This is a genomic window from Verrucomicrobium spinosum DSM 4136 = JCM 18804, from assembly GCF_000172155.1.
Classification (GTDB): domain Bacteria; phylum Verrucomicrobiota; class Verrucomicrobiia; order Verrucomicrobiales; family Verrucomicrobiaceae; genus Verrucomicrobium; species Verrucomicrobium spinosum.
Map to the genome: position 1 here is coordinate 5,613,147 of NZ_ABIZ01000001.1, position 20,052 is coordinate 5,633,198.

The 20,052-nt window shown below is 60.1% G+C and carries 19 protein-coding genes; 10 read left to right on the top strand and 9 right to left on the bottom strand.

Annotated elements, in window-relative coordinates:
• The 4 genes from VSP_RS22890 to VSP_RS22905 form a co-directional block, all read right to left on the bottom strand.
• Window positions 1-576, bottom strand: coding sequence for a cob(I)yrinic acid a,c-diamide adenosyltransferase (locus tag VSP_RS22890; RefSeq protein ID WP_009963615.1), 576 nt, complete (start codon window positions 574-576; stop codon window positions 1-3).
• 147 nt (window positions 577-723) lie between these two features.
• Window positions 724-2,145 carry a DUF1501 domain-containing protein gene (locus VSP_RS22895; protein ID WP_009963616.1) on the bottom strand — a complete coding sequence of 474 codons (1,422 nt, stop codon included), beginning with the start codon at window positions 2,143-2,145 and terminating at the stop codon, window positions 724-726.
• Between the two features lie 62 nt (window positions 2,146-2,207).
• Window positions 2,208-6,281, bottom strand: a complete 4,074-nt coding sequence (locus tag VSP_RS39880) for a DUF1553 domain-containing protein (RefSeq protein ID WP_009963617.1) — start codon at window positions 6,279-6,281, stop codon at window positions 2,208-2,210.
• 29 nt (window positions 6,282-6,310) lie between these two features.
• Complete coding sequence (locus VSP_RS22905; RefSeq protein WP_009963619.1) at window positions 6,311-7,171, bottom strand: IclR family transcriptional regulator; 861 nt, start codon at window positions 7,169-7,171, stop codon at window positions 6,311-6,313.
• 139 nt (window positions 7,172-7,310) lie between these two features.
• On the opposite strand from VSP_RS22905, the gene VSP_RS22910 reads away from it, so the two are divergent.
• A complete protein-coding gene (locus VSP_RS22910) occupies window positions 7,311-7,874 on the top strand; it encodes an alpha-ketoglutarate-dependent dioxygenase AlkB (RefSeq protein WP_009963621.1) in 564 nt (187 codons plus the stop codon).
• Between the two features lie 91 nt (window positions 7,875-7,965).
• On the opposite strand, the gene VSP_RS22915 is transcribed toward VSP_RS22910, so the two are convergent.
• The 3 genes from VSP_RS22915 to VSP_RS36925 form a co-directional block, all read right to left on the bottom strand.
• Window positions 7,966-8,223 carry a GlsB/YeaQ/YmgE family stress response membrane protein gene (locus VSP_RS22915; RefSeq protein WP_009963622.1) on the bottom strand — a complete coding sequence of 86 codons (258 nt, stop codon included), beginning with the start codon at window positions 8,221-8,223 and terminating at the stop codon, window positions 7,966-7,968.
• Between the two features lie 160 nt (window positions 8,224-8,383).
• On the bottom strand, window positions 8,384-8,548 hold the full coding sequence (locus VSP_RS41245; protein WP_009963623.1) for a DUF1328 family protein: 165 nt from the start codon (window positions 8,546-8,548) through the stop codon (window positions 8,384-8,386).
• Between the two features lie 68 nt (window positions 8,549-8,616).
• Window positions 8,617-9,219 carry a ferritin-like domain-containing protein gene (locus VSP_RS36925; RefSeq protein ID WP_009963624.1) on the bottom strand — a complete coding sequence of 201 codons (603 nt, stop codon included), beginning with the start codon at window positions 9,217-9,219 and terminating at the stop codon, window positions 8,617-8,619.
• Window positions 9,220-9,464: 245 nt separating this feature from the next.
• On the opposite strand from VSP_RS36925, the gene VSP_RS36930 reads away from it, so the two are divergent.
• From VSP_RS36930 to VSP_RS22965, 8 genes are all read left to right on the top strand, one after another.
• Window positions 9,465-11,627, top strand: coding sequence for an ATP-binding protein (locus VSP_RS36930; protein WP_198141218.1), 2,163 nt, complete (start codon window positions 9,465-9,467; stop codon window positions 11,625-11,627).
• Window positions 11,624-12,775 carry a hybrid sensor histidine kinase/response regulator gene (locus tag VSP_RS22935; RefSeq protein ID WP_009963626.1) on the top strand — a complete coding sequence of 384 codons (1,152 nt, stop codon included), beginning with the start codon at window positions 11,624-11,626 and terminating at the stop codon, window positions 12,773-12,775. The genes VSP_RS36930 and VSP_RS22935 overlap by 4 nt, the downstream gene beginning before the upstream one ends.
• Before the next feature lie 21 nt (window positions 12,776-12,796).
• Window positions 12,797-14,152: a sigma-54-dependent transcriptional regulator gene (locus VSP_RS22940; RefSeq protein WP_009963627.1), complete on the top strand. Its 1,356-nt coding sequence runs from the start codon at window positions 12,797-12,799 to the stop codon at window positions 14,150-14,152.
• A 365-nt stretch (window positions 14,153-14,517) separates the two neighbouring features.
• Window positions 14,518-14,670 carry an entericidin A/B family lipoprotein gene (locus VSP_RS42520; RefSeq protein ID WP_198141219.1) on the top strand — a complete coding sequence of 51 codons (153 nt, stop codon included), beginning with the start codon at window positions 14,518-14,520 and terminating at the stop codon, window positions 14,668-14,670.
• A 52-nt stretch (window positions 14,671-14,722) separates the two neighbouring features.
• Entirely contained in the window at window positions 14,723-15,004 is a 282-nt protein-coding gene (locus tag VSP_RS22950) for a hypothetical protein (protein ID WP_009963631.1), read from the top strand.
• A gap of 24 nt (window positions 15,005-15,028) precedes the next feature.
• Window positions 15,029-15,463: a phage holin family protein gene (locus VSP_RS22955; protein ID WP_157211013.1), complete on the top strand. Its 435-nt coding sequence runs from the start codon at window positions 15,029-15,031 to the stop codon at window positions 15,461-15,463.
• Window positions 15,427-15,789, top strand: a complete 363-nt coding sequence (locus tag VSP_RS22960; protein WP_009963633.1) for a hypothetical protein — start codon at window positions 15,427-15,429, stop codon at window positions 15,787-15,789. Before VSP_RS22955 ends, VSP_RS22960 begins: the two co-directional genes overlap by 37 nt.
• Before the next feature lie 49 nt (window positions 15,790-15,838).
• Window positions 15,839-17,743 carry an AsmA family protein gene (locus VSP_RS22965; RefSeq protein WP_009963635.1) on the top strand — a complete coding sequence of 635 codons (1,905 nt, stop codon included), beginning with the start codon at window positions 15,839-15,841 and terminating at the stop codon, window positions 17,741-17,743.
• A 32-nt stretch (window positions 17,744-17,775) separates the two neighbouring features.
• On the opposite strand, the gene cdaA is transcribed toward VSP_RS22965, so the two are convergent.
• Complete coding sequence (cdaA, locus tag VSP_RS36940) at window positions 17,776-18,753, bottom strand: diadenylate cyclase CdaA (protein ID WP_009963637.1); 978 nt, start codon at window positions 18,751-18,753, stop codon at window positions 17,776-17,778.
• A 57-nt stretch (window positions 18,754-18,810) separates the two neighbouring features.
• Window positions 18,811-19,656: a polysaccharide deacetylase family protein gene (locus VSP_RS36945; RefSeq protein WP_157211014.1), complete on the bottom strand. Its 846-nt coding sequence runs from the start codon at window positions 19,654-19,656 to the stop codon at window positions 18,811-18,813.
• A 74-nt stretch (window positions 19,657-19,730) separates the two neighbouring features.
• Between VSP_RS36945 and VSP_RS22980 the strand changes: the two genes are divergently transcribed.
• Entirely contained in the window at window positions 19,731-19,979 is a 249-nt protein-coding gene (locus VSP_RS22980; protein WP_009963639.1) for a hypothetical protein, read from the top strand.
• Window positions 19,980-20,052 lie beyond the last annotated feature (73 nt).

A 20,052-nucleotide genomic window follows, 5' to 3' on the forward strand; every position in this document is an offset into this window, starting at 1 on the left:
TCAAGCCTGGCCTGAGGCAGCCGCTTCCGCCCCGCTACTTCCTTTTTCTTCAACCCGGGCGATAAGCCACAGCACATCTGAGAGACGGTTCAGGTAGCGCACAATGTCCGCATTCGGCACGGCCTCAGGGGTGCCCTCCAGCAGCACCACACAGCGTTCTGCCCGCCTACAGACCGTGCGGGCCACATCCGCGTGAGCTCCCCCCAACGATCCTGCGGCCCCGGGCAGCGCCCAGCCATGGAACTTCAACGCCCCGGCCATTTCCAGATCGCTGACCAGCACATCCAGATAGTCCACGGAATCTGCGTTCACCCGCTGAGGATGGCTGGCCGCATAGCGCTCTTCTTCCCCGGGGGGAGTTGCCAGTTCGCCCATCAGAGCGATGAGTGTGAGCTGGATCTTGTGCACCTCACGGGTCGAATAGTCCGTCTTCCCCGTCACTCGTACCAGCCCCAAAGCCGCATTCAGTTCATCGACACACCCGATCACATCAATGCGTGGATAGCTCTTTTTTACACGACATCCAAAGAGAAGGTCGGTTTCTCCGGAGTCTCCCCGGCGGGTGGTGATGGACATGGGAAGTGGCGGGGTGGACGATTCGGGACACCTTGGGCGCTCTCGATGAACTCAAGTCGCGAGGAAGTGAAAAGTAAAAGAGTGAAAAGTGAAAAGTCCAGCGCGAGCTGCCCTACACTTTTCACTTTTCACTCTCAACTTTTCACTTCACACCAACACCTCCCGAATCACCCGGCCATGCACATCTGTGAGCCGGTAGTCGCGACCGCCGAAGCGGTAGCGAAGTTTTTCGTGATCAAAGCCGGCGAGGTGGAGAACCGTCGCCCACAGGTCGTACACGCTGGTGACGTTTTCGACGGCGTGATAGCCAAGTTCATCAGTTGCTCCATAGATCGTGCCGCCTCTGACCCCACCACCTGCAAGCCAGATGCTGAAGCCGTACGGATTGTGATCCCGGCCATCGCTGCCCTGGGAAAACGGTGTGCGGCCGAACTCGCCTGCCCAGATGATGAGCGTTTCATCGAACAGCCCTCGCGATTTGAGGTCCTTGATGAGGCCGGCCAGAGGCTGGTCCACTTGATAGGCCATGGCCCCGTGACCTTCAAAGATCTTGCCGTGCTGATCCCAGGGGTTGGGTGCGTTGCCCGCGCCAATGCCCTTGTTGAGGCAGGTAAGTTCGATGAACCTCACGCCGCGCTCCACCAGACGGCGGGCGAGCAGGCACTGCTTGGCATAGCCGGATTTTTCCTTGTCGGCAGAATCCAGACCGTATAATTTCTTCGTCGCTTCGGACTCATCGGAAAGGTCGCACAGCCCTGGCACCGCACTCTGCATGCGATAGGCCATCTCGTAGTTGCGGATGGCCGCCTCCACCTGCGCATCCTGCTGGGTCGTTTCCAGGAACCGGTGGTCCAGCTTGCTGATGAGGCCAAGGCGACGGCGCTGGGCGGCGTCCAGTTCCCGGGGTTTGATGTTGCTGAGCGGCTCATCCGCATCGGGATTGATAAAGGAGGCCTGGTTCACCGCAGGCAGGAATCCGCTGCCAAACAGGCCCACGCCACCATGGGGCACATTGCCATGGCTGAGGACCACAAATCCCGGCAGGTCGTTGGCTTCACTGCCCAGACCGTAGGTGAACCACGCCCCTGCACTGGGGAATCCGCTGAAAGGCTGGGTGCAATGGAAGAAATAGTTGCCCTGGGCGTGCTCGTTGACCTTGCTGGTCATGGAGCGGATCACCGCCAGATCATCCGCACACTCCCCGATGCAGGGGAACATGCTGCTCACAGGAATGCCGCTCTGGCCATAGCGCTTGAACTCAAACGGGCTTGCCATGATGTTCCCGTTGTTGTTGAACATCGTAGGCTTCACCGGCACCGGCATGGGCTGGCCATGACGCTTGGCGAGCTCCGGCTTCGGATCAAAGGAGTCCACATGCGAGACCCCGCCGCTCATGTAGGCAAAGATGATGCTCTTCACCTTGGGCCGGTAGCCGGAAGGGCGGGCGGCAAAGGGATCCGCCAGCCCCGCGTAACTGCGTTCCGCCATGAGCGCCGAGAGAGCCGTCATGCCAAACCCCGTCGAGGCACGGGCGAGCATCTGACGACGGGAGAAGAGTTGTGGGGACATCAGGGGTTAGAGGAGATGAAGGTTAAACCACAGAGGCACAGAGGAATGAATGAGTTGCCGGGCTATCTCAGATAAATGAACTCCTTCAGAGCAAAGACCGCCTGCAGGTAGTCCTTCCACACCGCTTCAGTGTCCTCTCCAGCGAAGTAATCTTTCGCCACCCACTGTTCCTCCTGCGTGGGCGGGCGCCCCAGGGCGGTGTTGTACACAGCGGTGACCTTGGCTTCCAGGGTTGCTCCGGCTTCGGGTCGGGCCATCTGACGGGACCAGACGAGGGCCAGATCGATGACGAAGCGGTCGTTCATCATGGTCAGACTCTGGGCGGGGATGTTGGTGGCATCGCGCTGACCGCGCGTGGTGGTGGGCTTGGGCCGGTCAAACACCTCCAGGAAGGCATGGGGAGCGGTCCGGCGTTCGCGCAGGTAGAGGCTGCGACGCTTTTGGGCATCGCCCACCGGCTCGCCGTAAAGGGTTTCATTCAATGCTCCGGAAACCCGGAGCATGGCATCGCGGATCATCTCCGCCTCCAGACGACGAACCCTGGCGCGGCTGAACCACTGGTTTGCAGCGTCTCGTTTCACGGTTTCCGCCGGGGCCTCGCTGCTCTGCTGCCAGGTCTGCGAGGCGAGGAGGAAGCGGATCATTTGTTTGACCGAACCGCCCTCTTCCTCGAACCGTGTCGCCAGATAGTCCAGCAGTTCCGGATGAGTCGGCTTGTCGCCGAGGCGGCCGAAATTGTCCACCGTCCCCACGAGCCCCTGGCCGAAGAGCCAGTACCAGATGCGGTTGACCATAACGCGGTCAAGCAGCGGGTTCTCCTGATGAGTCATGGCCGCGGCGAGGTGACGGCGACCGCTTCCCGGCTCCTCACAATTCGCGCCGCCCAGGGCGCTCAAAAACCCGCGCGGCACCGGATCTGCCAGTTTGAGGTGATCTCCACGAACCATCAACGCTGCATTGTAGCCATCTGCCTCTACCGGCCCCGGGGCACGCTGAGGAACGGGCACCTCCGCCTCCAGCTTGCGATACTGCCGCACCAGCTCCGCCAGTTTGGGAGATGCCTCGACCGTCACCGGTAACAGGCCCCGGCGCACAAAGTCATTCAGATAGGCCATCTGCTCGGGACTGATGCGATCCTCTTTCCAGGCGACGACTGCGTCTTCCAGAGATCTGCCCATGAGTTGAGCCAGCCCATGAGCATCTGCGGGAGCGGGCTGCCCAAAGATGCCCGTCAAAGCCAGCGGCAGTTCCCTGGGCGGATCATTCACCCCCGGTTTGTTGAGGACGATGCCCGCCACGCCGAACCATGAACGTCCGTCGTGCTCTTTTAGCTTTTGACCTTTCTTGGGAGCCTGGGTGGTCGGGGGTTGCGGGCGGGTTGAGTCATCCCGCGTGCCGAGTTCCACGTACGCCTGCGCCCCCTTCCGGTAGCTGGTGTCCAGCTTGAGCCAGCGCAGGGGCTCAGCAGCCGGACGATACTGCGGGTAGGTGTTATTGTTTCCTAGAGGGTAGTTGTCCACCATGACGCGCACACCGCCCCCTTCATCACCCGTGAGCTGCAGACTGAGGGCCTCCGCATCCATCTTGAAGAAAGGAGACACCAGCAGGCCCGCGTGGCGGGCGGACGACAGGGAACTATATACCCCGGCAGGCAGCAACCCGTTCACCACCGCATCCCCATCGACCTGCACCATGAACTCCCCTGCCCGCGCAGGCTGGGTCGGCAGGCCTGTCCCTTTCCGGAACCAGCGGGAGTAGTCATCCCCTTGGGACACGTCCCAGAGGGCAGTGAAATTCTCCGCATTGAAGCGGCGGCGCTCATCCAGATCCTGGGACCAGGCAGCGGCCAGGTCGCTCCAGACCTTGTTAAATGACTTTCCTTGGCGGTCCTTCAGCTTTGACAAGGGATAGAGGGCGTCGCTCGCATTCTTCGCCGCACTGGAGAGCGCATCCCTCCAAGCATTGCGGGTTGGGTTCTCCTCATCCTCCTTCTCTGCGAGCTTGAGGGCCTTCCTAAGCCTCTCGAACTCCGACCTCTCCTCATCCGACATGGCTGCCTGGAGTTCTTCTTCAGGCACGGCAATGGTGCCAGCCAGGAAAGAAGCGGCCACTTCTGCGGGCGACAACGCCCGATCATAGAGGCGGGCTTCGTCGATCTCCCCAGCCAGCAGAGAGTTCCCACCTCCCAGATGCCGCTTGCCCAGCAGAAGGTGAGCGCCACCGGGACCATAAGTCTGAATCTCCGCTTCTGCCTTGTAGGGCTGGCCGTAGGGCACACCGTTGCGGTAAAGCGTCACGAGATTGTCGGCACCGTACGTGATCGCGAGGTGCACGAACTGGTCCTTGGGAGCCATCTCCACAGGACCGCCCACATCCTTCGTGCGGCGGTGGAAATCACTTCCCGAGATCCATTCCCGGGGCTCTTTCTCACCGAAGACGATCCCATCAAACACATCTCCTCTTTCGGATTCGATCGAGACCACCCCCCCGCCTCGCTGTTCGGTGTTGTCGAGACGGACCCAGGCCTCCAGCGATCTGGCCCGGATGGCTTTTCCCAGCGGGGCCGTTCTGACATAAGCGTCCTGTCCGTTGAGCACGAGCCGGCCATTGCGCACCACCGCACCGCCCACCAGTTCCCCATCCAGTCCGCCGATCTGGTCGTGGGCATCCCCTTCAAAGTTCCAACAGGCCATCGGGTCCGGAACTCGGGAATCCTTCACCACGCTCCCTTTTCGTGCCAGGGCAACGGCGCGGGCACGTGATCTTAGATCCGCGAGCGCGGCCTCTATTTCTCCTCGAGCTCCAGCATTGCCTTCCAGACCGGCCGGATTGAGCAACTGGGCCGGCAGCGTCTCTGCGGACTTCAGCCACAACTCCGCCAGCTCAGCCTTGATCTGGCCCTTCAGCCGGGTCAGCTCCTCACGGTGCACATCGAGCTTGGCAGGAGGATCCAGCACGACCTGCGCCGGGCGCGTGCTGGCGAGGATGCCGTACAGAGCGTAAAAGTCCTTCTGGCTGATGGCATCAAACTTGTGATCGTGGCAGCGCGCACAACTCACCGTCAATCCCAGAAAGGTCTTGGAGAGCACATCGATCTGGTTGTCCACCGTCTTCACCTGTTCATCCAACGAGTCCACCGGCTGGAAACCGTGCTCCATGAGCCGGAGATTGGCGGCACCCAGCAGCGCCTCATTTACGCCCTGCGCTTCATTCCAGCGGGGTTCTAGAAGATCACCCGCAATGTGCTCCTGCACGAGCCGGCGGTAGGGCAGGTCCGAGTTGAAGGCACGAACCAGATAGTCCCGGTACATCCAGGCACCCGGGATGGCCGGATCCCCCTCACTGCCGTGGGTCTCGGCATAGCGCATGAGGTCCATCCAGTGACGCGCCCAAGTTTCACCGAAAGAGGGCAGCTCAAGGTAATAATCGATCAGTCGCCCCCAGGCATCCGGCGAGGTGTCAGCCACAAACTTCTCCACCTCCTCCGGCTTGGGAGGCAGTCCCGTGAGGGCAAAGCTGAGGCGACGGATCAACAGGCGGCGGTCCGCGGTCGGCGCTGGCTGCAGGCCATGCTCTGCGAGCCGGGCCTGAATGAACCGGTCCACCGGATGCCCGGCCGCCCCTGCCGGGGGCACCACGTGGCGGTTGACTGGCTGAAAACTCCACCATTGCTTACGCAGAGCAAAGATCTGCTCCCACGACACCGGTTGAGCCCCTTCCGCCACCGCGGGCTTCTCACGGGGATCCGGCGCGCCCATGTTCACCCATTCCACAAAGTGTTTGAGGGCAGACGCATCCAGCTTTGCGCCGTCTTTGGGCATGTGCAGGTCCGGATCCTTGTGAGTGTGCGCCAGCGTCTGAATCAGCAGGCTGTTTTGAGCATCACCGGGGATCAACGACGGGCCGTTCTCCCCGCCCTTGTGAAGACCCTCCCGGGAGTCCACCACCAGCCCGCCCTTCTTCTTGCTGCCCGCATGGCAGTCATAGCACTCCGCTACCAGCACCGGGCGAATATGCGCTTCAAAATAGTCGCGCCCTTCCGGGGTGATCTCGGCAGCCCGGGCAGAGGCTGACCCCGGCCAGAGGGGAAGAGAGGTCGCAAGAAGGACGGAGGCGATGGAAGTGACCTTGTTCATGGTTCTCCAGGTGAAGTACAGACTCCGGCTCAACCAAAATAGTTCAGTGCCGCCTCACGGGCGGCCTCCATCATGACGGCTCCAAACTCTGCGAACCGATGCGTTGGAATTCGGGCGGAAGGACCTGCAATCGTAATCGCAGCCACCGGGTAGCCATGGCGGTCCTTCACCGATGCCGCCACGCAGTGGATGCCCTCAAAGTGCTCCCCCTCGTCCACTGCATAACCCGCAGCCTGAATTCGCCTGCACTCATCCAGCAGCCCCTTCTTGGTGGTGATGCTGCGGGCCGTGTGTCTCTCGAGTTTCAGTTCCTGGATGATCTTTGCCTGCTCCCCTGTCGGGAGACTCGCCAGCAGGGCCTTGCCGGGCGCGCAACAGTGCAAGGGCGGGCGGGACCCGAGATCCACGATGTACTTGAACGGATGCGTGGAGGGCAACTGCTCCACCATGACGCTCTCGTTTCCGGCCAGACAACACAACTGCACCGTCTCACCCGTACGGCGAAGCACCTCACGCATCGGGGCCAGACAGCACTCCACCAAGGCCCGCCCCTCGTGCTTGGGCTGGGCAAGAAGGAGCAGTTTTCGCGTCAAACTGAAGCGACGCGACGGCTCCTCTCGCCGCACATAGCCGGACTCTTCCAGGACTCCGGTCAGACGGAAAATGGAGGCGGGAGAGAGACTGAGCGCGCTGCTAAGTTCTGAGAGAGTGGCCCCTTCCTCCCGGCAGGCCAGAAATTCCAGAATATTCAACCCTCGCTGGAGCGCAGGAGCTTGAGATTCGGATCCTGCAGGCTCAAGGGCCACACCCGGCACCTGGGGAGAGTCCTGCGCCCCCGCTCTGGTGGAAGCGCGGGAGGCAGACGCAGTAGAGCGAGATCCGTTTTTCATAGACGTAAATCATTACGCAGATGAAAAACACTTCTTGCAAGCTTTAAGCGCCGCCACCGAATTGCCGCACATGGCGCTTTGAAATCGCTGGCGACGTGGCATTTTGCATTCCCCTATCCAAAAAACCCTGGAAAAAGCCATGGACCACCTTGAAGTGACGGTCACCCCGAACTATCTCGCGCCATCGGAAGTCGGCGAATTGCTTCATGCACTGACGAACCAGATCATCTGGGACGAGCGCATGAAGTCCCGCAAGACAGCCTGCTTTGGCCAGACCTACGACGACTCCGGGATTGCCTATGAAGAGGTGCCTATGCACGCTCTCCTCGCACCCCTCTGCCAGAAGCTCACCGCCACACTCGGTTTCGCCCCGACGAACTGTCTCATCAATTACTACGAGAATGGACGCTCCAGCATGGGGTTTCACTCTGACGCCACCTACAATCTCGCCGACGACACCGGCGTCGCCATCATCTCACTTGGAGCGGAACGAGTCCTGACCTTCCGGAGCAAATCGACACCGAATCTGGAGCATGCATTTGCGCTTCCATCTGGCTCACTGCTTTACATGACGCAGGCCACCCAGGCCCACTGGATGCACGCGATCAAGAAGACTGACACCGATGATGCCCGCATCAGCCTGACCTTCCGCCACATCCTGAAGCCCGCTGAGCTGGCAGCGAGGCAAACTGCAGCCAGATAATCAGGAAACAACTACGACCATCTCAATTCACAAAAAATGCCGGCGGACTTCCATCCGCCGACATCCAAGAGGTTTCTCCGGCCAGAACGCTCTACTTTTTGCCGCTCACCAGGCGGAAGCCCAGAAGCAGGATCAAGGAGCCAATGATGGCGATGCCCAGGCTGCGGAAGTCGAAGGCGTTGACGCTGCCCCACCCAAAGAGGGTCGAGCCCAGCCATCCGCCGACAATACCGCCAGCAATGCCCAGAATGGACGTCAGGAAACAGCCGCCCTTTTGGTCGCCCGGCATGATAAGCTTGGCGAGTGCGCCTGCGATGAGGCCGAGAATGATCCAGGAAAGAATGCCCATAGAGGTATGCAGTTGGAGGTTATGCTTGTTTGGTTGGATGTGGTTTCACTGATTGATCCACGCCGCCGGCGCCTGAACCCGTGGGTCTGGAAATGATTGCGCCATGCAACTTCTGATGCCATTTTCCCCCGAATGTTCATTTGTCATTCGAGGCAAGGCTTCAGAGCGTGTTCCTGGGTACGCTGAGAAATGCCGCAGCCGTAAGTACCAAGAAGACAAAGCACAGAATTTTTGCCACCCACGCTGCTGCTCCGGCAATGCCGGCAAAGCCGATGACCGCGGCAACAACCGCGATGATCAGGAAGAGCAGCGCATAGGGTAACATGGGGAAGAGACTGGGTAAGCTGTGTTTCACGGCTGTCCGAGGGAGTGAGAGTTTAAAAATGCGACCTGTTAGCCAGGGACGTCCAGTTTGGTTGAAGAGGTGCCCAGCCCTTCCACGTTGGAGGTTTGGACAGGCTTGATGGCGGGGTCCGCCGCCTCATGGTTGATACCAGGCGTGAACCAGCCGCCGTTGGCAATGTAGCTTAGGTCCTTGTCGTCCTGAAACGCCTGCTCCAACAAATGCTGCAGGACCTCCGCCACTTCACCCAGCTTCAAACAGCGGGCAAAGGCCCGCGCCGTGCCAAATCCCGCAATTTCATAGTGGGCAATGCGTTGCGCATTGGAAATGAGCGAAGCATCAAGCGTTGCGGAGTCACCCCAATCGGAAGCGGTGTCCTTGGCCTCACGAACCAGCCCTTTCATCGCCTCACAGGTCACCCCTGCGGCTGGCACCTCGAGGAGCTGGCAGGCGTGTGTCAGCTCTTCAGCGTTTCGCAGCACCCTGTCGGAAATCTCACTCAACTTGTCTTTCAAATGCGAGGAAGTCGCTTTCGCCACCATCTCCGGAAGTTGCGAACCGTATTGCTTTTCAGCATCGTGCAAATCACGGAGCTGTTCGCACAATAGGTCCTTCAAGTTGAAGAGGGGCCGGGGAATCTGGATGGGAGTCATTACGAGTGGAATCAAAAGGGGTTTGACCCCAAAAGGTGCATTCCTCATGCCACCCACCCGACATGAAACACAACTCACTCACGATGAACCCTTAACACCCTTCATGACCCCCACAACACCCCGCTCCCTCCTGGAAAACATAGACCATTTTGCAAGGTATCCTGCCGTCTGCGATGCTTTTTGCAAGGCGGGGAAAACACCGCTTGCAGAATCAGGGTGGGAGGCGTGACACTGACGCGGGTCTCATGCGGTTTAAAAGACAGCCAACCAAGGGTTTTATCGCCTTCGTCGCGGGTGCGATGGCGGTCACCTCCCTCATCTTCACGGCCGTCACCTGGTCCAAGATGAACGCCAGCATTGATGCCAGCCAGCATGCGATGCTGATGAAGGCGGGCTGGGAACGAACCTTCTCTGCCATCAAAGACGCCGAAACGGGCCAGAGGGGTTTCCAGATCACGGGAGATGAAACTTACCTCGCCCCGTTCCTAAAAAGTGTGGTGGCCGTGCCCAGAGATCTGGATGAACTGATGGCGGCCGACCACACCGAGTCTGTGTCCAGCACAGATGTGACCAGCATTCGACAGTTGGTCGAGGAGATGTTCGCCGAACTGCGCGACGCCATCAGCATCCGCAAGAGAGAAGGCCCCGGACCGGCCCAGGAATTTATCTCCGCTGGCAACGGAAAACGCATCATGGACGAGCTCCGCCAGCGGGTCGAGGCAGTCACGTCCCGACTAGATGGCATCATCATTCAAAAGAATGCTGTGATGAGGTCAGACCAGAAATGGGGCCTGATCAGCGCAACCGCATCCGGCGTCGTAGCCCTGGGAGCGGGAGCTCTGGCCTTGATGCTCTTCCGGGAGTCCCTCAAGCAACTGCGCCGGGAGGAGCGGCTCGCCGCGGCGAAAGTGCGGGCAGAGCAATCCGAAAAGGAGAAGAGCATCTTCCTGGCGACGATGAGCCATGAGATCCGCACCCCAATGAATGCGATCTTGGGGTTCAGCGAACTGCTGGCCAATGAGGCGCAGTCAGAGCAGGAGAAACGCCATGCGGAAACCATCCTGGTCAGCGGAAGGGCTCTGTTGCAGATCATCAACGACATTTTGGACCTCTCCAAGATCGAGGCGGGCATGTTGCAGATTTCCTCGGACCCCTGTGATGTGCGGGACGTGGTGCGCTTCGTGCAGCAGATGTTTGCCCGGCAGGCCATTGAGCGAGGCCTGGAACTGCACGCAGAAATCTCCCCAAGTGTGCCCAACTCCCTGCTGATCGACAGTATCCGGCTCCGGCAGATCCTGGTGAATGTCGTGGGAAACTCGCTCAAGTTCACTGAACGTGGCGGAGTGACCGTGCGCTTGCACGGTGAACGAGGCACCGAACACCGCAGCCGCATGCTTTTGACGGTGGAGGTGGAAGACACCGGCATAGGCATCCCCCGCGAGATGCAGGCGGAAGTTTTCCGGCCCTTTGTTCAAGTGAATGGAGGAACGAAATCCCAAACCCGCGGCACCGGGCTGGGTCTCGCCATCGTGAAACGACTCTCCGACCTCATGGGAGGCCGCATCCTGCTGGACAGCCAGCCAGGTCGCGGCACGCTCTTTCGCTTTGAGTTTCCTCATGTCGAGATCTCGGCGCGCCTCCCAGAAAGCCAGACCAAGGAGCATCTCTCGATTGATTTCAACAAACTCCGGCCCTCCAAGATCCTGGCCGTGGATGACAATCCTACGAACCGCAGTCTGGTGGCCGACATTTTCGCCAGTACTCATCATAAAATCCTCCTCGCCGCCAGCGGGGCAGAGGCCGTCAAGACGGCCGCGGCGGAGAGACCAGACGTGGTGCTGATGGACATCCGCATGCCAGAAATGGACGGTCGGGAGGCCATGCGCCTCATCCGCCAGCAACCTGACCTGGAGTTGCTGCCGCTGGTCGCGGTCACGGCCTCAAGCCTGTCACAAGAAGAGCAGGCACTCCGCCGCTCATTCGACGGCTACATCCGCAAGCCCTTCTCCCATGCAGAGCTTTATCGTGAACTGGCGCAGTTCATTCCGCATCACTCTACCATGGATTCCCTCCTGGGTGTCCCGAAAGTGGCCAAACCTGCCTCCGTCGAGATCGCCGGCCGCTGGCGGGAACTGCTGCCACGCTTGAAGGAGTTGGAAAAGACTGTGTGGCCGGGCGTCGTGCAGGGCATGGTAATGTCTGATGTGCAAAGTTTTTCCAACCAGCTTGCAGGTCTCGCGCGATCCTCCTCATGTCCCCCGCTGGAAGTGTATGCTCAGAAGTTGATAGAAGCCGCCGAGGCCTTTGCCCTGGCTGCGCTGGAAAATCAACTTTCGCAATTTCCGACCCTTACCGCCCAATTGACATCTGCATCCGTATCTGACTCCGACTCCGCCTCTCCAGCATGACTCCCACAGTCTTTAAGGACACCATCCTGATCATCGACGACCAGGAACAAAATCTTCAAATCGTAGGAACCATCCTCTCCATGATGGACTACGACATCATTCCCGCACTGAGTGGGGAGCAAGCTTTCAAGCGCCTGGGCGTACGCAAGCCGGACCTCATCCTGCTGGATGTGATGATGCCGGAAATGGACGGTCTGGAGGTCTGCCGCCGCTTGCAGGCCAACCCTGACTGGTCTGGCATCCCGGTTATTTTCCTCTCCGCCGCCGATGACAAGAACCTCATCGTGCAAGCACTGGAGACCGGCGGAGTGGACTATGTCACAAAGCCCTTTAACCGTGCGGAGCTCCTTTCCCGAGTACGCACCCATCTGGCGCTCAAACACGCCCGGGATGACCTGCGCCTGCTGGCCGAGGACAAGGATGAGCTCCTTGGCATCCTGGCGCATGACTTGAAGAACCACCTTGCGGGCATGAAGCTCAGCACGAAGCTGCTTCAAGACCGTGTGTCTGAACTGCCCCCGCGCAGCGCCCGGCTGGTGGACAACATCCACGACTCCACGGAGCGCATGCTCGTGTTCGTGAAAGAGTTCCTTGCCAACCAACTGGCGGAGAACTTGAAGGTGGATCCGGCCCCGATTGACCTGAAAGAGATCCTCACCTCTGTGGGAGCCCGTCACGAACCCATCGCGGCTGCCAAGCAGATTAACATCGTCCTCGAGCTGGCCTCGCGTCCCGTGACGATCAAAGGCGACCACGAAATGCTGGAGCAAGCCCTGGAGAACGTGGTTTCCAATGCCATCAAGTTCTCGCCAGTGGGCACCACCATCACTCTGCGGGCCAAGACGGGAACCACCGGATTTGCCGTGTGTGAGGTGGCAGATCAGGGACCGGGATTCACAGAGGACGACATGTCCCGAATGTTCCGGCGCTATGGTCGGCTGAGCGCCCGGCCCACGGGCGGCGAGCCTTCCACAGGGCTGGGACTCTCCATCGTAAAACGCCTCATCGAACGCATGGGCGGCACGATCCGGATGGTCAGCGGTCCCGGGGAGGGAGCCGTATTTTCCCTCCAGCTCCCTCTGGCTATTCCCGAAACTCTGGAGCAATCTCCCGAAGCCCAATCTTCCACCGCCAAACTGGCCCGATAATAAGCAGAGAGACAATCACACATGGACATCCTCGTCATTGATGATGAAAAGCTCATCCGCGAAGCCACGATGCAGATTGTGGAGGACGCGGGCCATTATGCGGAAAGTGCCCAGGACAGCGCCACGGCCCTGGAAGCCATTAAGGAGTCCACGTTCGATCTGGTCCTGCTCGATGTGAACTTGGGTCGTGAATACGGCCTGGACATTCTGGACGAGATCCTGAAGCGGAACCCGCAACTGCCCGTGGTCGTCTTCACTGCGGCCGCCAATATCAGTCTGGCTGTGGAAGCCATGCGCCGCGGGGCTCTGGACTTTCTGGAGAAACCCTTTACCGGCACCCAACTGGGCCTGGTGATCACCCGTGCGCAGAAGCACCGCAAACTGGCCGAGCGCGTAGTGGAACTGCAGACCCAGGTGGCGAGCCACAGTCCGGAGCCGGTGTTCGACTCCTCCAATGCAGCAGTGAAGGACACCCTGGACGTGCTATTTCGCGCCGCCCCCACTCCCGCATCCATCCTTATCCTGGGTGAGAGCGGCACGGGCAAAAGCGTAGTGGCTCGGGCGGTGCATCAGCGGAGTGACCGGGCAAACAAACCCTTTATTACCGTGAACTGCCCCAGCCTCTCCAAGGAGTTGCTGGAGAGTGAACTCTTTGGCCATACCCGCGGGTCTTTCACCGGCGCAGTGAAAGACCAGTGGGGCAAGGTGAAGGCCGCAGAAGGCGGAACCCTTTTCCTGGACGAAATCGGTGAACTGCCCCTGGAGATCCAGCCCAAGCTGCTGCGGCTTTTGCAGGATCGCGAGTACGAGCGGCTGGGGGAAAACACCATCCGGCAGGCCAATGTCCGGATCATCGCCGCGACCAACCGTGACCTCGCAAAGGCGGTGGGAGATGGCACCTTCCGTGAAGACCTCTACTATCGCCTGAATGTTATCACCGTCACCATGCCACCGCTGCGCCAGAGACAGCAGGACGTGATGCGATTCTCCGAGGAGTACCTAAAGTTTTTCGCCAAACAGTGTGCCCGCCCCCTTCCGGCCTTTTCAGAGGAGGCGCGTCGGCGGGTCATGGCCTACCCCTGGCCAGGTAATCTCCGTGAACTGCGCAACGTCATTGAACGTGTCGTCATTCTGGCCGCGAGCCGCGAAATCAAAGCCACTGACCTTCCCCCTTCGCTGAATGGCAGCGCCGCTGCGGAATCCTCCGCAGATGGCCCCAACAAAGGCGACTGGGTAAGTCTGGAAGATCTGGAGGCCGCCCACATCAAAGCCATCTTGAGCAGAACTCATAGCCTTGCAGAGGCCGCATCCGTGCTTGGCATCGATCAAGCCACCCTGTATCGCAAGCGCAAGAAGCTAGGGCTGGATTCAGAGTAATCCCGTGGGTAGATTGACAGACACCTCGAACTCCCGCCGCGGATTTCGAGGTTGTTTTCTTTAAGGGGGGAGCCCCTTGGGCTTGATCGTGTGTCGATCAGTCATGCCCCCTTCCGCAGAGAAGAAACCCTGCTCATTACACTGATGGGAGCACCGGATGTTCATGCATTCTGCAAACGAAAAACGGCCTTGGGCGATGCAGGATGCAACCTGAGCAGTGCCCCCCTCGCAAGACTGAAGAACACTTCTCGTTGGAAATCAACGCCTTACACCATGCCAACCGAGGTGGCATATCCCTTGCGACTTGGGGTGTCGCTATGAATACCACTCCTTCTGTCATCAAGTTCCCCTCTCCCACCCCAGTCGTGAAGCGCCCATTCGCAAAAGCTGCGATTCTGATGGGCACCCTAGCAATCGCTGGCGGAATGGTCTCGTGCAACACGATGGCCGGGCTGGGGCGTGACACCCAAAAAGTAGGCAACAAGATCGAGGAGAAGGCTCACGAAGTCGCCCGCTGATCTTGTTTGTACAACGGCCCCCTGGCATCAAAAAAACCCACTTATTGCACCCATGATCCCGGCCCCAGCCCTTGTCCTGTACCCTGACAATATCCGCCGCGACGTACGGCACGCCAGGCATCGACTGACCCGGCTGACCAATCACCGGTTGCTCGATCACATGCGGCCCATCGCCCGAACCATTGCAGCCATCACCCGTGAGACGTTGACTGGAGTGGCCCGCCCGGCTTCATGGGTTTCCTCGCACCCACTCGCCGCAACTGGTCTGGCAGCGGGTGCAGGCTTTCTCGTCGCCGCAGCCATTCGCACGCGGCCTCAACAGACGAACGGCTGATTCCGTTCCAGCATGTCCCCCCTGATGCAGCCCCCCCTAAACTCCGACCCGGAGAAAACTTCCGCGGGCGTGACCGGCACATTGCGGCGCCTCCTCGCTGCAGCCGTGATGTACCTGGAGGCCCGGTTCCGCCTTGCCTGCATGGAGGGCGGAGGAGCATTCAAGCTGCTGGCTGCGGTGATCGTGGCGGCGCTGACCAGTTTGCTCTTCGCGTCCATCGCCTATGTCCTCCTCATGTTTGCCGTGGTGGGCTGGGTGGCCGCTCACTGGTGGCAAGGTGAACTGGCCCCCGCAGCGGCTGTCGTGGCCGCAGCCCATCTCCTGGGAGCAGCAGCACTGGCGCTATGGGCGATTCGGACCCTTTCCACCTCCAGCAAAACGCTCTTCCACGCCACCAGGCATGAATTCCAACAAGACAAATTATGGCTCACCAGCTCCCAGCCGAACTCCAGAAACTAAGGCGTCAACTTGAAGCCAGCCGGTGGGAACTGCGCTGCGCGGTGGACGATCTGGAGCATTCTTTGAACCTCCCGTCCCGCGCCCGCGAAGCCATCGCCTCCCACCCGATGCGATACGCCCTGTATGCCCTCGCAGGAGGAGCGCTGGCCAGCAGGGTGATCCCGATGGTGTTCCGTATGGCCCGGCCCACTATGAGTGCCAAGATGCTGCGCACGATGCTCCAGGCAGTGGTCCCTCTGGCTGCACCTTATGTCCTGCAGAGACTGTCACAGGTGAGCTCCACCCCGTCCCTCCCTGCTCCTGGTGCCCCGGCAGCCAGCAGTTGACGATTGCCGGACGTCAGATTTTCTGCGACACTGGTCCTCCCCTAGCGCCGTGAACCCACCTGAACCGCTTCCCAAGAAGAAACGGCGGCTGCGCCGATTTCTCCTCGGGAGCCTTGTGTTCCTGCTCCTCCTTGCTGGCGGGGTGTGGCTGGGCCGCCAGTGGATTGGTGACATCCTGGCGGCTGAGGCAAACTCGCGTCTGGCAGACGCCGGCGTGTTCATGAGCTGGGAGGATGCCAACTGGGTCCCCGGTCCCGGCGTCAGTCTCACCAACGTGACTCTTTATCGTGACGCAGCCAAAACGGATGCTGCCGTCAAAGTTTCCCACCTCCGTCTTGTGAAAGACAGCCCGGGCTGGCGCAACTGGAACGCGGGAAGGTTCACCACCAGGAAATCCCACCTGGAATTGCTGGAGGGCGAGACACGCATGCAGGTGGAGAACTTCGGCATCGACCTGAACCTGCGACAGGGCAGGGTGGAACTGGTAAATGCCCAAGGCCTCATGGAGGGGTGGGCTGCCCATATCACCGGAGAATATGCCTGGACACCCAAAGCAGAACTTCCCCCGGAGGAGCAGGCCAAACAACCGCCGCGGGAGAAGGGACAGGCTCTGCGGTCTGCCCTGCGATTCCGATGGCTGGCCCCGACCCAGAAATATATCAAGATCGTTTCCGCGAACCAGCCGCCCGTGGCCAGGCTCGACTTCCGCAAAGCCCAGCCCGAAGGCCGGGTCCAGATGAACCTCGAACTTAGCGGTGGCGACTTCACCTGGAGGGGGCTCCACCTTACTGAGGCCGCGGCCAAGATCGATACCGCAGCCGAGGGAGATCCGTGGTCGAGGATCGAGATTCCTCTGCTCAGATTAGCCAGCGGCGGCGGTGCCGCGACCATGTCGGGGCATGTGGATCCAGGTCGGGAGCACATCGTGATCAAGCAGCTAGACTCTTCACTGGACCTGCCTGCGGTGGTTCGTCAGCTCTCCCCGAATGCGGTGCATCTGCAAAAACTTCGCTCTGAGGGCGTCTGGAAGCTAACCGGCACCGGCCTCCTGCCGTTTTCGGATCCCGGTGCCCTGGAGTGGCACGGGCGGCTCGAATTGGAAGGCCATTTGGCGTGGTCATTGGACTCTGGGACCATCCATCTTGACGACTTGCGGTCCAATCTGGAGCTGAAAGATCGCCGGGCCTCGCTCAAGGAGGTAAAGGCCAGGCTCTGGGGAGGGAGCCTTACCACTGACGAACTCGATCTGGACTACTCTCAGCCCGCCACGAGCTTCAAGACCAGCGCCAGGCTGTCAGGAGCAAGCTTGGACGTGGTGATGCGGAGCTTCGGCAGCAACGAACCCCGCCAGGGCTCGGTGACGGGCACTTTTTCAGGCGGGGGGGTGATGACTCCGTCCGGGGTGAACGGTTCTGGCTCCATCGTTATCACTCAGGCACGTTTCTATCAGGTCCCCTTCCTCGGGGCCCTGCACCTGTTGATCAACCCTCTGCAACCCGACTTTGGCAAAGATGTGGCCTCCCGCCTGGACGCCCGCTATCACATGGGTGGAGGGAGCCTGGTCTTCGAGCAACTCGACCTGTCCAGCAGTGCGACCAAAGTGGACGCCAAAGGCTCGATCAATCTGGAGTCCAAGTATGCCCAGTTCGAAGCGCAAGCCCGCCTCAAAGGTCTGGTGCTGAAACTGGCCACTGGTGCCTTCAGCGAACTGCTCACTTTCGAAGGATCGGGCACGCTACCCGACCTCAAATGGCAGCTAAAGTTTGCACCCGGGACTCAGATTGTGAAAGGGACGGTGGACGCCGCCACTGGCATCCTCAAAGAAGGGGCCAAGATGGGGGTCGAAGGGGTGAAGGTAGGCGCGGGTGCCGCTGAAGGCATCCTCGAAGGGACGGGGAAGGCCGCCAAGGAGATCTTTAAACTACCAGGGCGTTTGATCCCCGGCAGGAAGTAGCCTGCATTCACCTCCTCTGGCGCGAGCAGGCCCTACACCTTCACCGAGCCGGGAGTGGCAGACCCCATTTCAAACATGAACCGCTGGCCGCGGGAGATCTGGTCGTGGATGACGTACCACAAAAGGAAGGCCAGCACCAGGGACACCAGCTTCGCCTCCCAGTCGCGGGTGAACCAGAGTTTAACCCTGGCGAACGTGGCTTTGACATCTGCGATGGTCACCCCTTCCTGTTTTCCAGGCTTGGTTTCCTCCTCATCATCGTCGCCAAACATGAGGATCTGCTGAAGTCGCGTGCGGAGTTCATTGGCCTCCAGATCGTGCTCCAGCTTGCCTTTGTAGCAGAGCGACAGGGCACCAGTTTCCTCACTCACGACCAAGGCGATGGCATCCGTTTCCTCAGAGATGCCAATGCCAGCGCGATGCCGGAGGCCGACACTGCGATCGTTCAGATCCTTTTGGGTAACGGGAAATACACAGCCAGCGGCGATGATCCGCCCTTGGTCCACGATCATGCCACCATCATGCAAAGGCGTCTTGGGATGAAAGATCGTCCCCACCAGTTCCAGCGACATCCTGGCATCCATGCCCACGCCGCTCTCAGCATAGGGCTTGAGTTCGATGCCCCGCTGAAGGGCAAACAGCGCCCCACAGCGCTTGTGGGAAAGGCTGACCATGGCCTCGATCAACTGGTCCACACTGGCCTCTTCGGTGGCATTGAATGAGAAAAACCGGTGCGAGCCCAGTTCAGCCAGCACACGCCTCAACTCCGGCTGGAACAGCACCACCAGACCCACCGCCAGGAAAACGGAGAAACGCTCCAGCAGCCAGTTCATCACCTGAAGTTCCAGCAACTGGGAAATCAGTGTGAGCCCCAGAAGCAGGACGAGCAAGCCGGTGAGGATGCGAGCACCACGTGTGGCACGCAGGAACCTGTAGCCATGATAAAGCAGGACGGCGAGAATCAGAATCTCCACCCCGTCTCTCCAGTGATCCTGGATGAAATTCCACATGGTTGGGGGAAACTAACGTGCAGCTCCGCCCGGCGCAAATGATTTGCTGCCAGCGTCCTACGGCAAAACACAGCGGTAGCCATGCTGCCGCAGCCAGGCGAGGAGTTTTGCCAGCACTTGAGGGGCCAGCCGCCCCCCCGCACCATCATCCCGCCCCTCGTGCATAAGCAGAATGGCTCCCGGCTGCACTCCGGAGGTGAGACGACTGAGAATAACCTCCTGATCTTTGATCACCCCGTCCCGCCCCCGCGCACTCCATCCCGCAAGGCGCAGCCCTCTCCTTTCCACCTCGGCCTGCACCAAGGGGTTCTTGAATCCCGCTGGCGCACGGAACCATCGTGGAGAATCACCATCAGACAGTTCGGTCAGTACCTGCTGACACCCCCCCACCTCACTGGCCACGCGTGAGGGGCCGAATGCCCAGAACCAGCACTGCACATGGTGCAGCGTATGATTTCCCACCGTGTGCCCCCGTCGCAGTACCTCCCCCACGAGTTCCGGATGGTTGCGCGCACGGGCACCGATGAAAAAGAACGTGGCCCGGGCCCCATACTGGTCCAGCAAGTCCAGCAAAAGCGGGGTGTCCACGGGATCGGGGCCGTCATCAATGGTCAGCCAGACCTCCTTGGCATCTTCATCATACGGGCGCTCCGGTCGCCCCTGCCGCGCCTCCTTCAGGGTGCAAACTACCTCCCCCAGCCAGTTACAGGCGGGCCAGAGGGTGGGCACCAGCCAGAGGGCATGCGCACTCATCAGGATCGCCAGTGCCAGCCAGCCATACCCCACCAGGAGCATGACCAGCGCCACCACGGGAGCCACTGCGTTCCATAGGATGACGCCCCGTCGGAGCTGACAACGCAAATTCTTCACCACTTCCACCATGCCTCTGGCTGGACAGTGCACAAGCAGCGGCTTGCGCCAAAATTGAACCAAAACAATTCATCGCCATGAACCGCGACCAATGCTAACCATTGCCCATGAGCTTGTTCGTCGTCTATCTGAGCACCCAGGAGCAGCCGAAGATCCTTCGCGCTTTGAAGGCGGTGCCGGAGGAAGATCGTTTTGAGTTCATCGTCGAGGCCGGTGAAAATGTTGTGTTGCCCAAGTCTGACATCATTTGCTGGGAGGAGTACGCCGAGGGACAGACCGCCGCCATTCTATCCCGCGAGGCGATGCTCGCCAAACGGGCACAGGCCATGCGTCACGACGAAGGAGAGAACCCCTAAACACCTGTTTGGACAAGAGCGCCGGGGGTGTTGCAAGACATTTTGACTCTGGACAAGGCGCGAAGAGGTCTTG

Excerpts from the sequence above, each read along its gene's own strand:
- VSP_RS22890 (WP_009963615.1), bottom strand. The coding sequence starts at position 576 with ATGTCCATCACCACCCGCCGGGGAGACTCCGGAGAAACCGACCTTCTC.
- VSP_RS22895 (WP_009963616.1), bottom strand. The coding sequence starts at position 2,145 with ATGTCCCCACAACTCTTCTCCCGTCGTCAGATGCTCGCCCGTGCCTCG.
- VSP_RS39880 (WP_009963617.1), bottom strand. The coding sequence starts at position 6,281 with ATGAACAAGGTCACTTCCATCGCCTCCGTCCTTCTTGCGACCTCTCTT.
- VSP_RS22905 (WP_009963619.1), bottom strand. The coding sequence starts at position 7,171 with ATGAAAAACGGATCTCGCTCTACTGCGTCTGCCTCCCGCGCTTCCACC.
- VSP_RS22910 (WP_009963621.1), top strand. The coding sequence starts at position 7,311 with ATGGACCACCTTGAAGTGACGGTCACCCCGAACTATCTCGCGCCATCG.
- VSP_RS22915 (WP_009963622.1), bottom strand. The coding sequence starts at position 8,223 with ATGGGCATTCTTTCCTGGATCATTCTCGGCCTCATCGCAGGCGCACTC.
- VSP_RS41245 (WP_009963623.1), bottom strand. The coding sequence starts at position 8,548 with ATGTTACCCTATGCGCTGCTCTTCCTGATCATCGCGGTTGTTGCCGCG.
- VSP_RS36925 (WP_009963624.1), bottom strand. The coding sequence starts at position 9,219 with ATGACTCCCATCCAGATTCCCCGGCCCCTCTTCAACTTGAAGGACCTA.
- VSP_RS36930 (WP_198141218.1), top strand. The coding sequence starts at position 9,465 with ATGCGGTTTAAAAGACAGCCAACCAAGGGTTTTATCGCCTTCGTCGCG.
- VSP_RS22935 (WP_009963626.1), top strand. The coding sequence starts at position 11,624 with ATGACTCCCACAGTCTTTAAGGACACCATCCTGATCATCGACGACCAG.
- VSP_RS22940 (WP_009963627.1), top strand. The coding sequence starts at position 12,797 with ATGGACATCCTCGTCATTGATGATGAAAAGCTCATCCGCGAAGCCACG.
- VSP_RS22950 (WP_009963631.1), top strand. The coding sequence starts at position 14,723 with ATGATCCCGGCCCCAGCCCTTGTCCTGTACCCTGACAATATCCGCCGC.
- VSP_RS22955 (WP_157211013.1), top strand. The coding sequence starts at position 15,029 with ATGCAGCCCCCCCTAAACTCCGACCCGGAGAAAACTTCCGCGGGCGTG.
- VSP_RS22960 (WP_009963633.1), top strand. The coding sequence starts at position 15,427 with ATGGCTCACCAGCTCCCAGCCGAACTCCAGAAACTAAGGCGTCAACTT.
- cdaA (WP_009963637.1), bottom strand. The coding sequence starts at position 18,753 with ATGTGGAATTTCATCCAGGATCACTGGAGAGACGGGGTGGAGATTCTG.
- VSP_RS22980 (WP_009963639.1), top strand. The coding sequence starts at position 19,731 with ATGAGCTTGTTCGTCGTCTATCTGAGCACCCAGGAGCAGCCGAAGATC.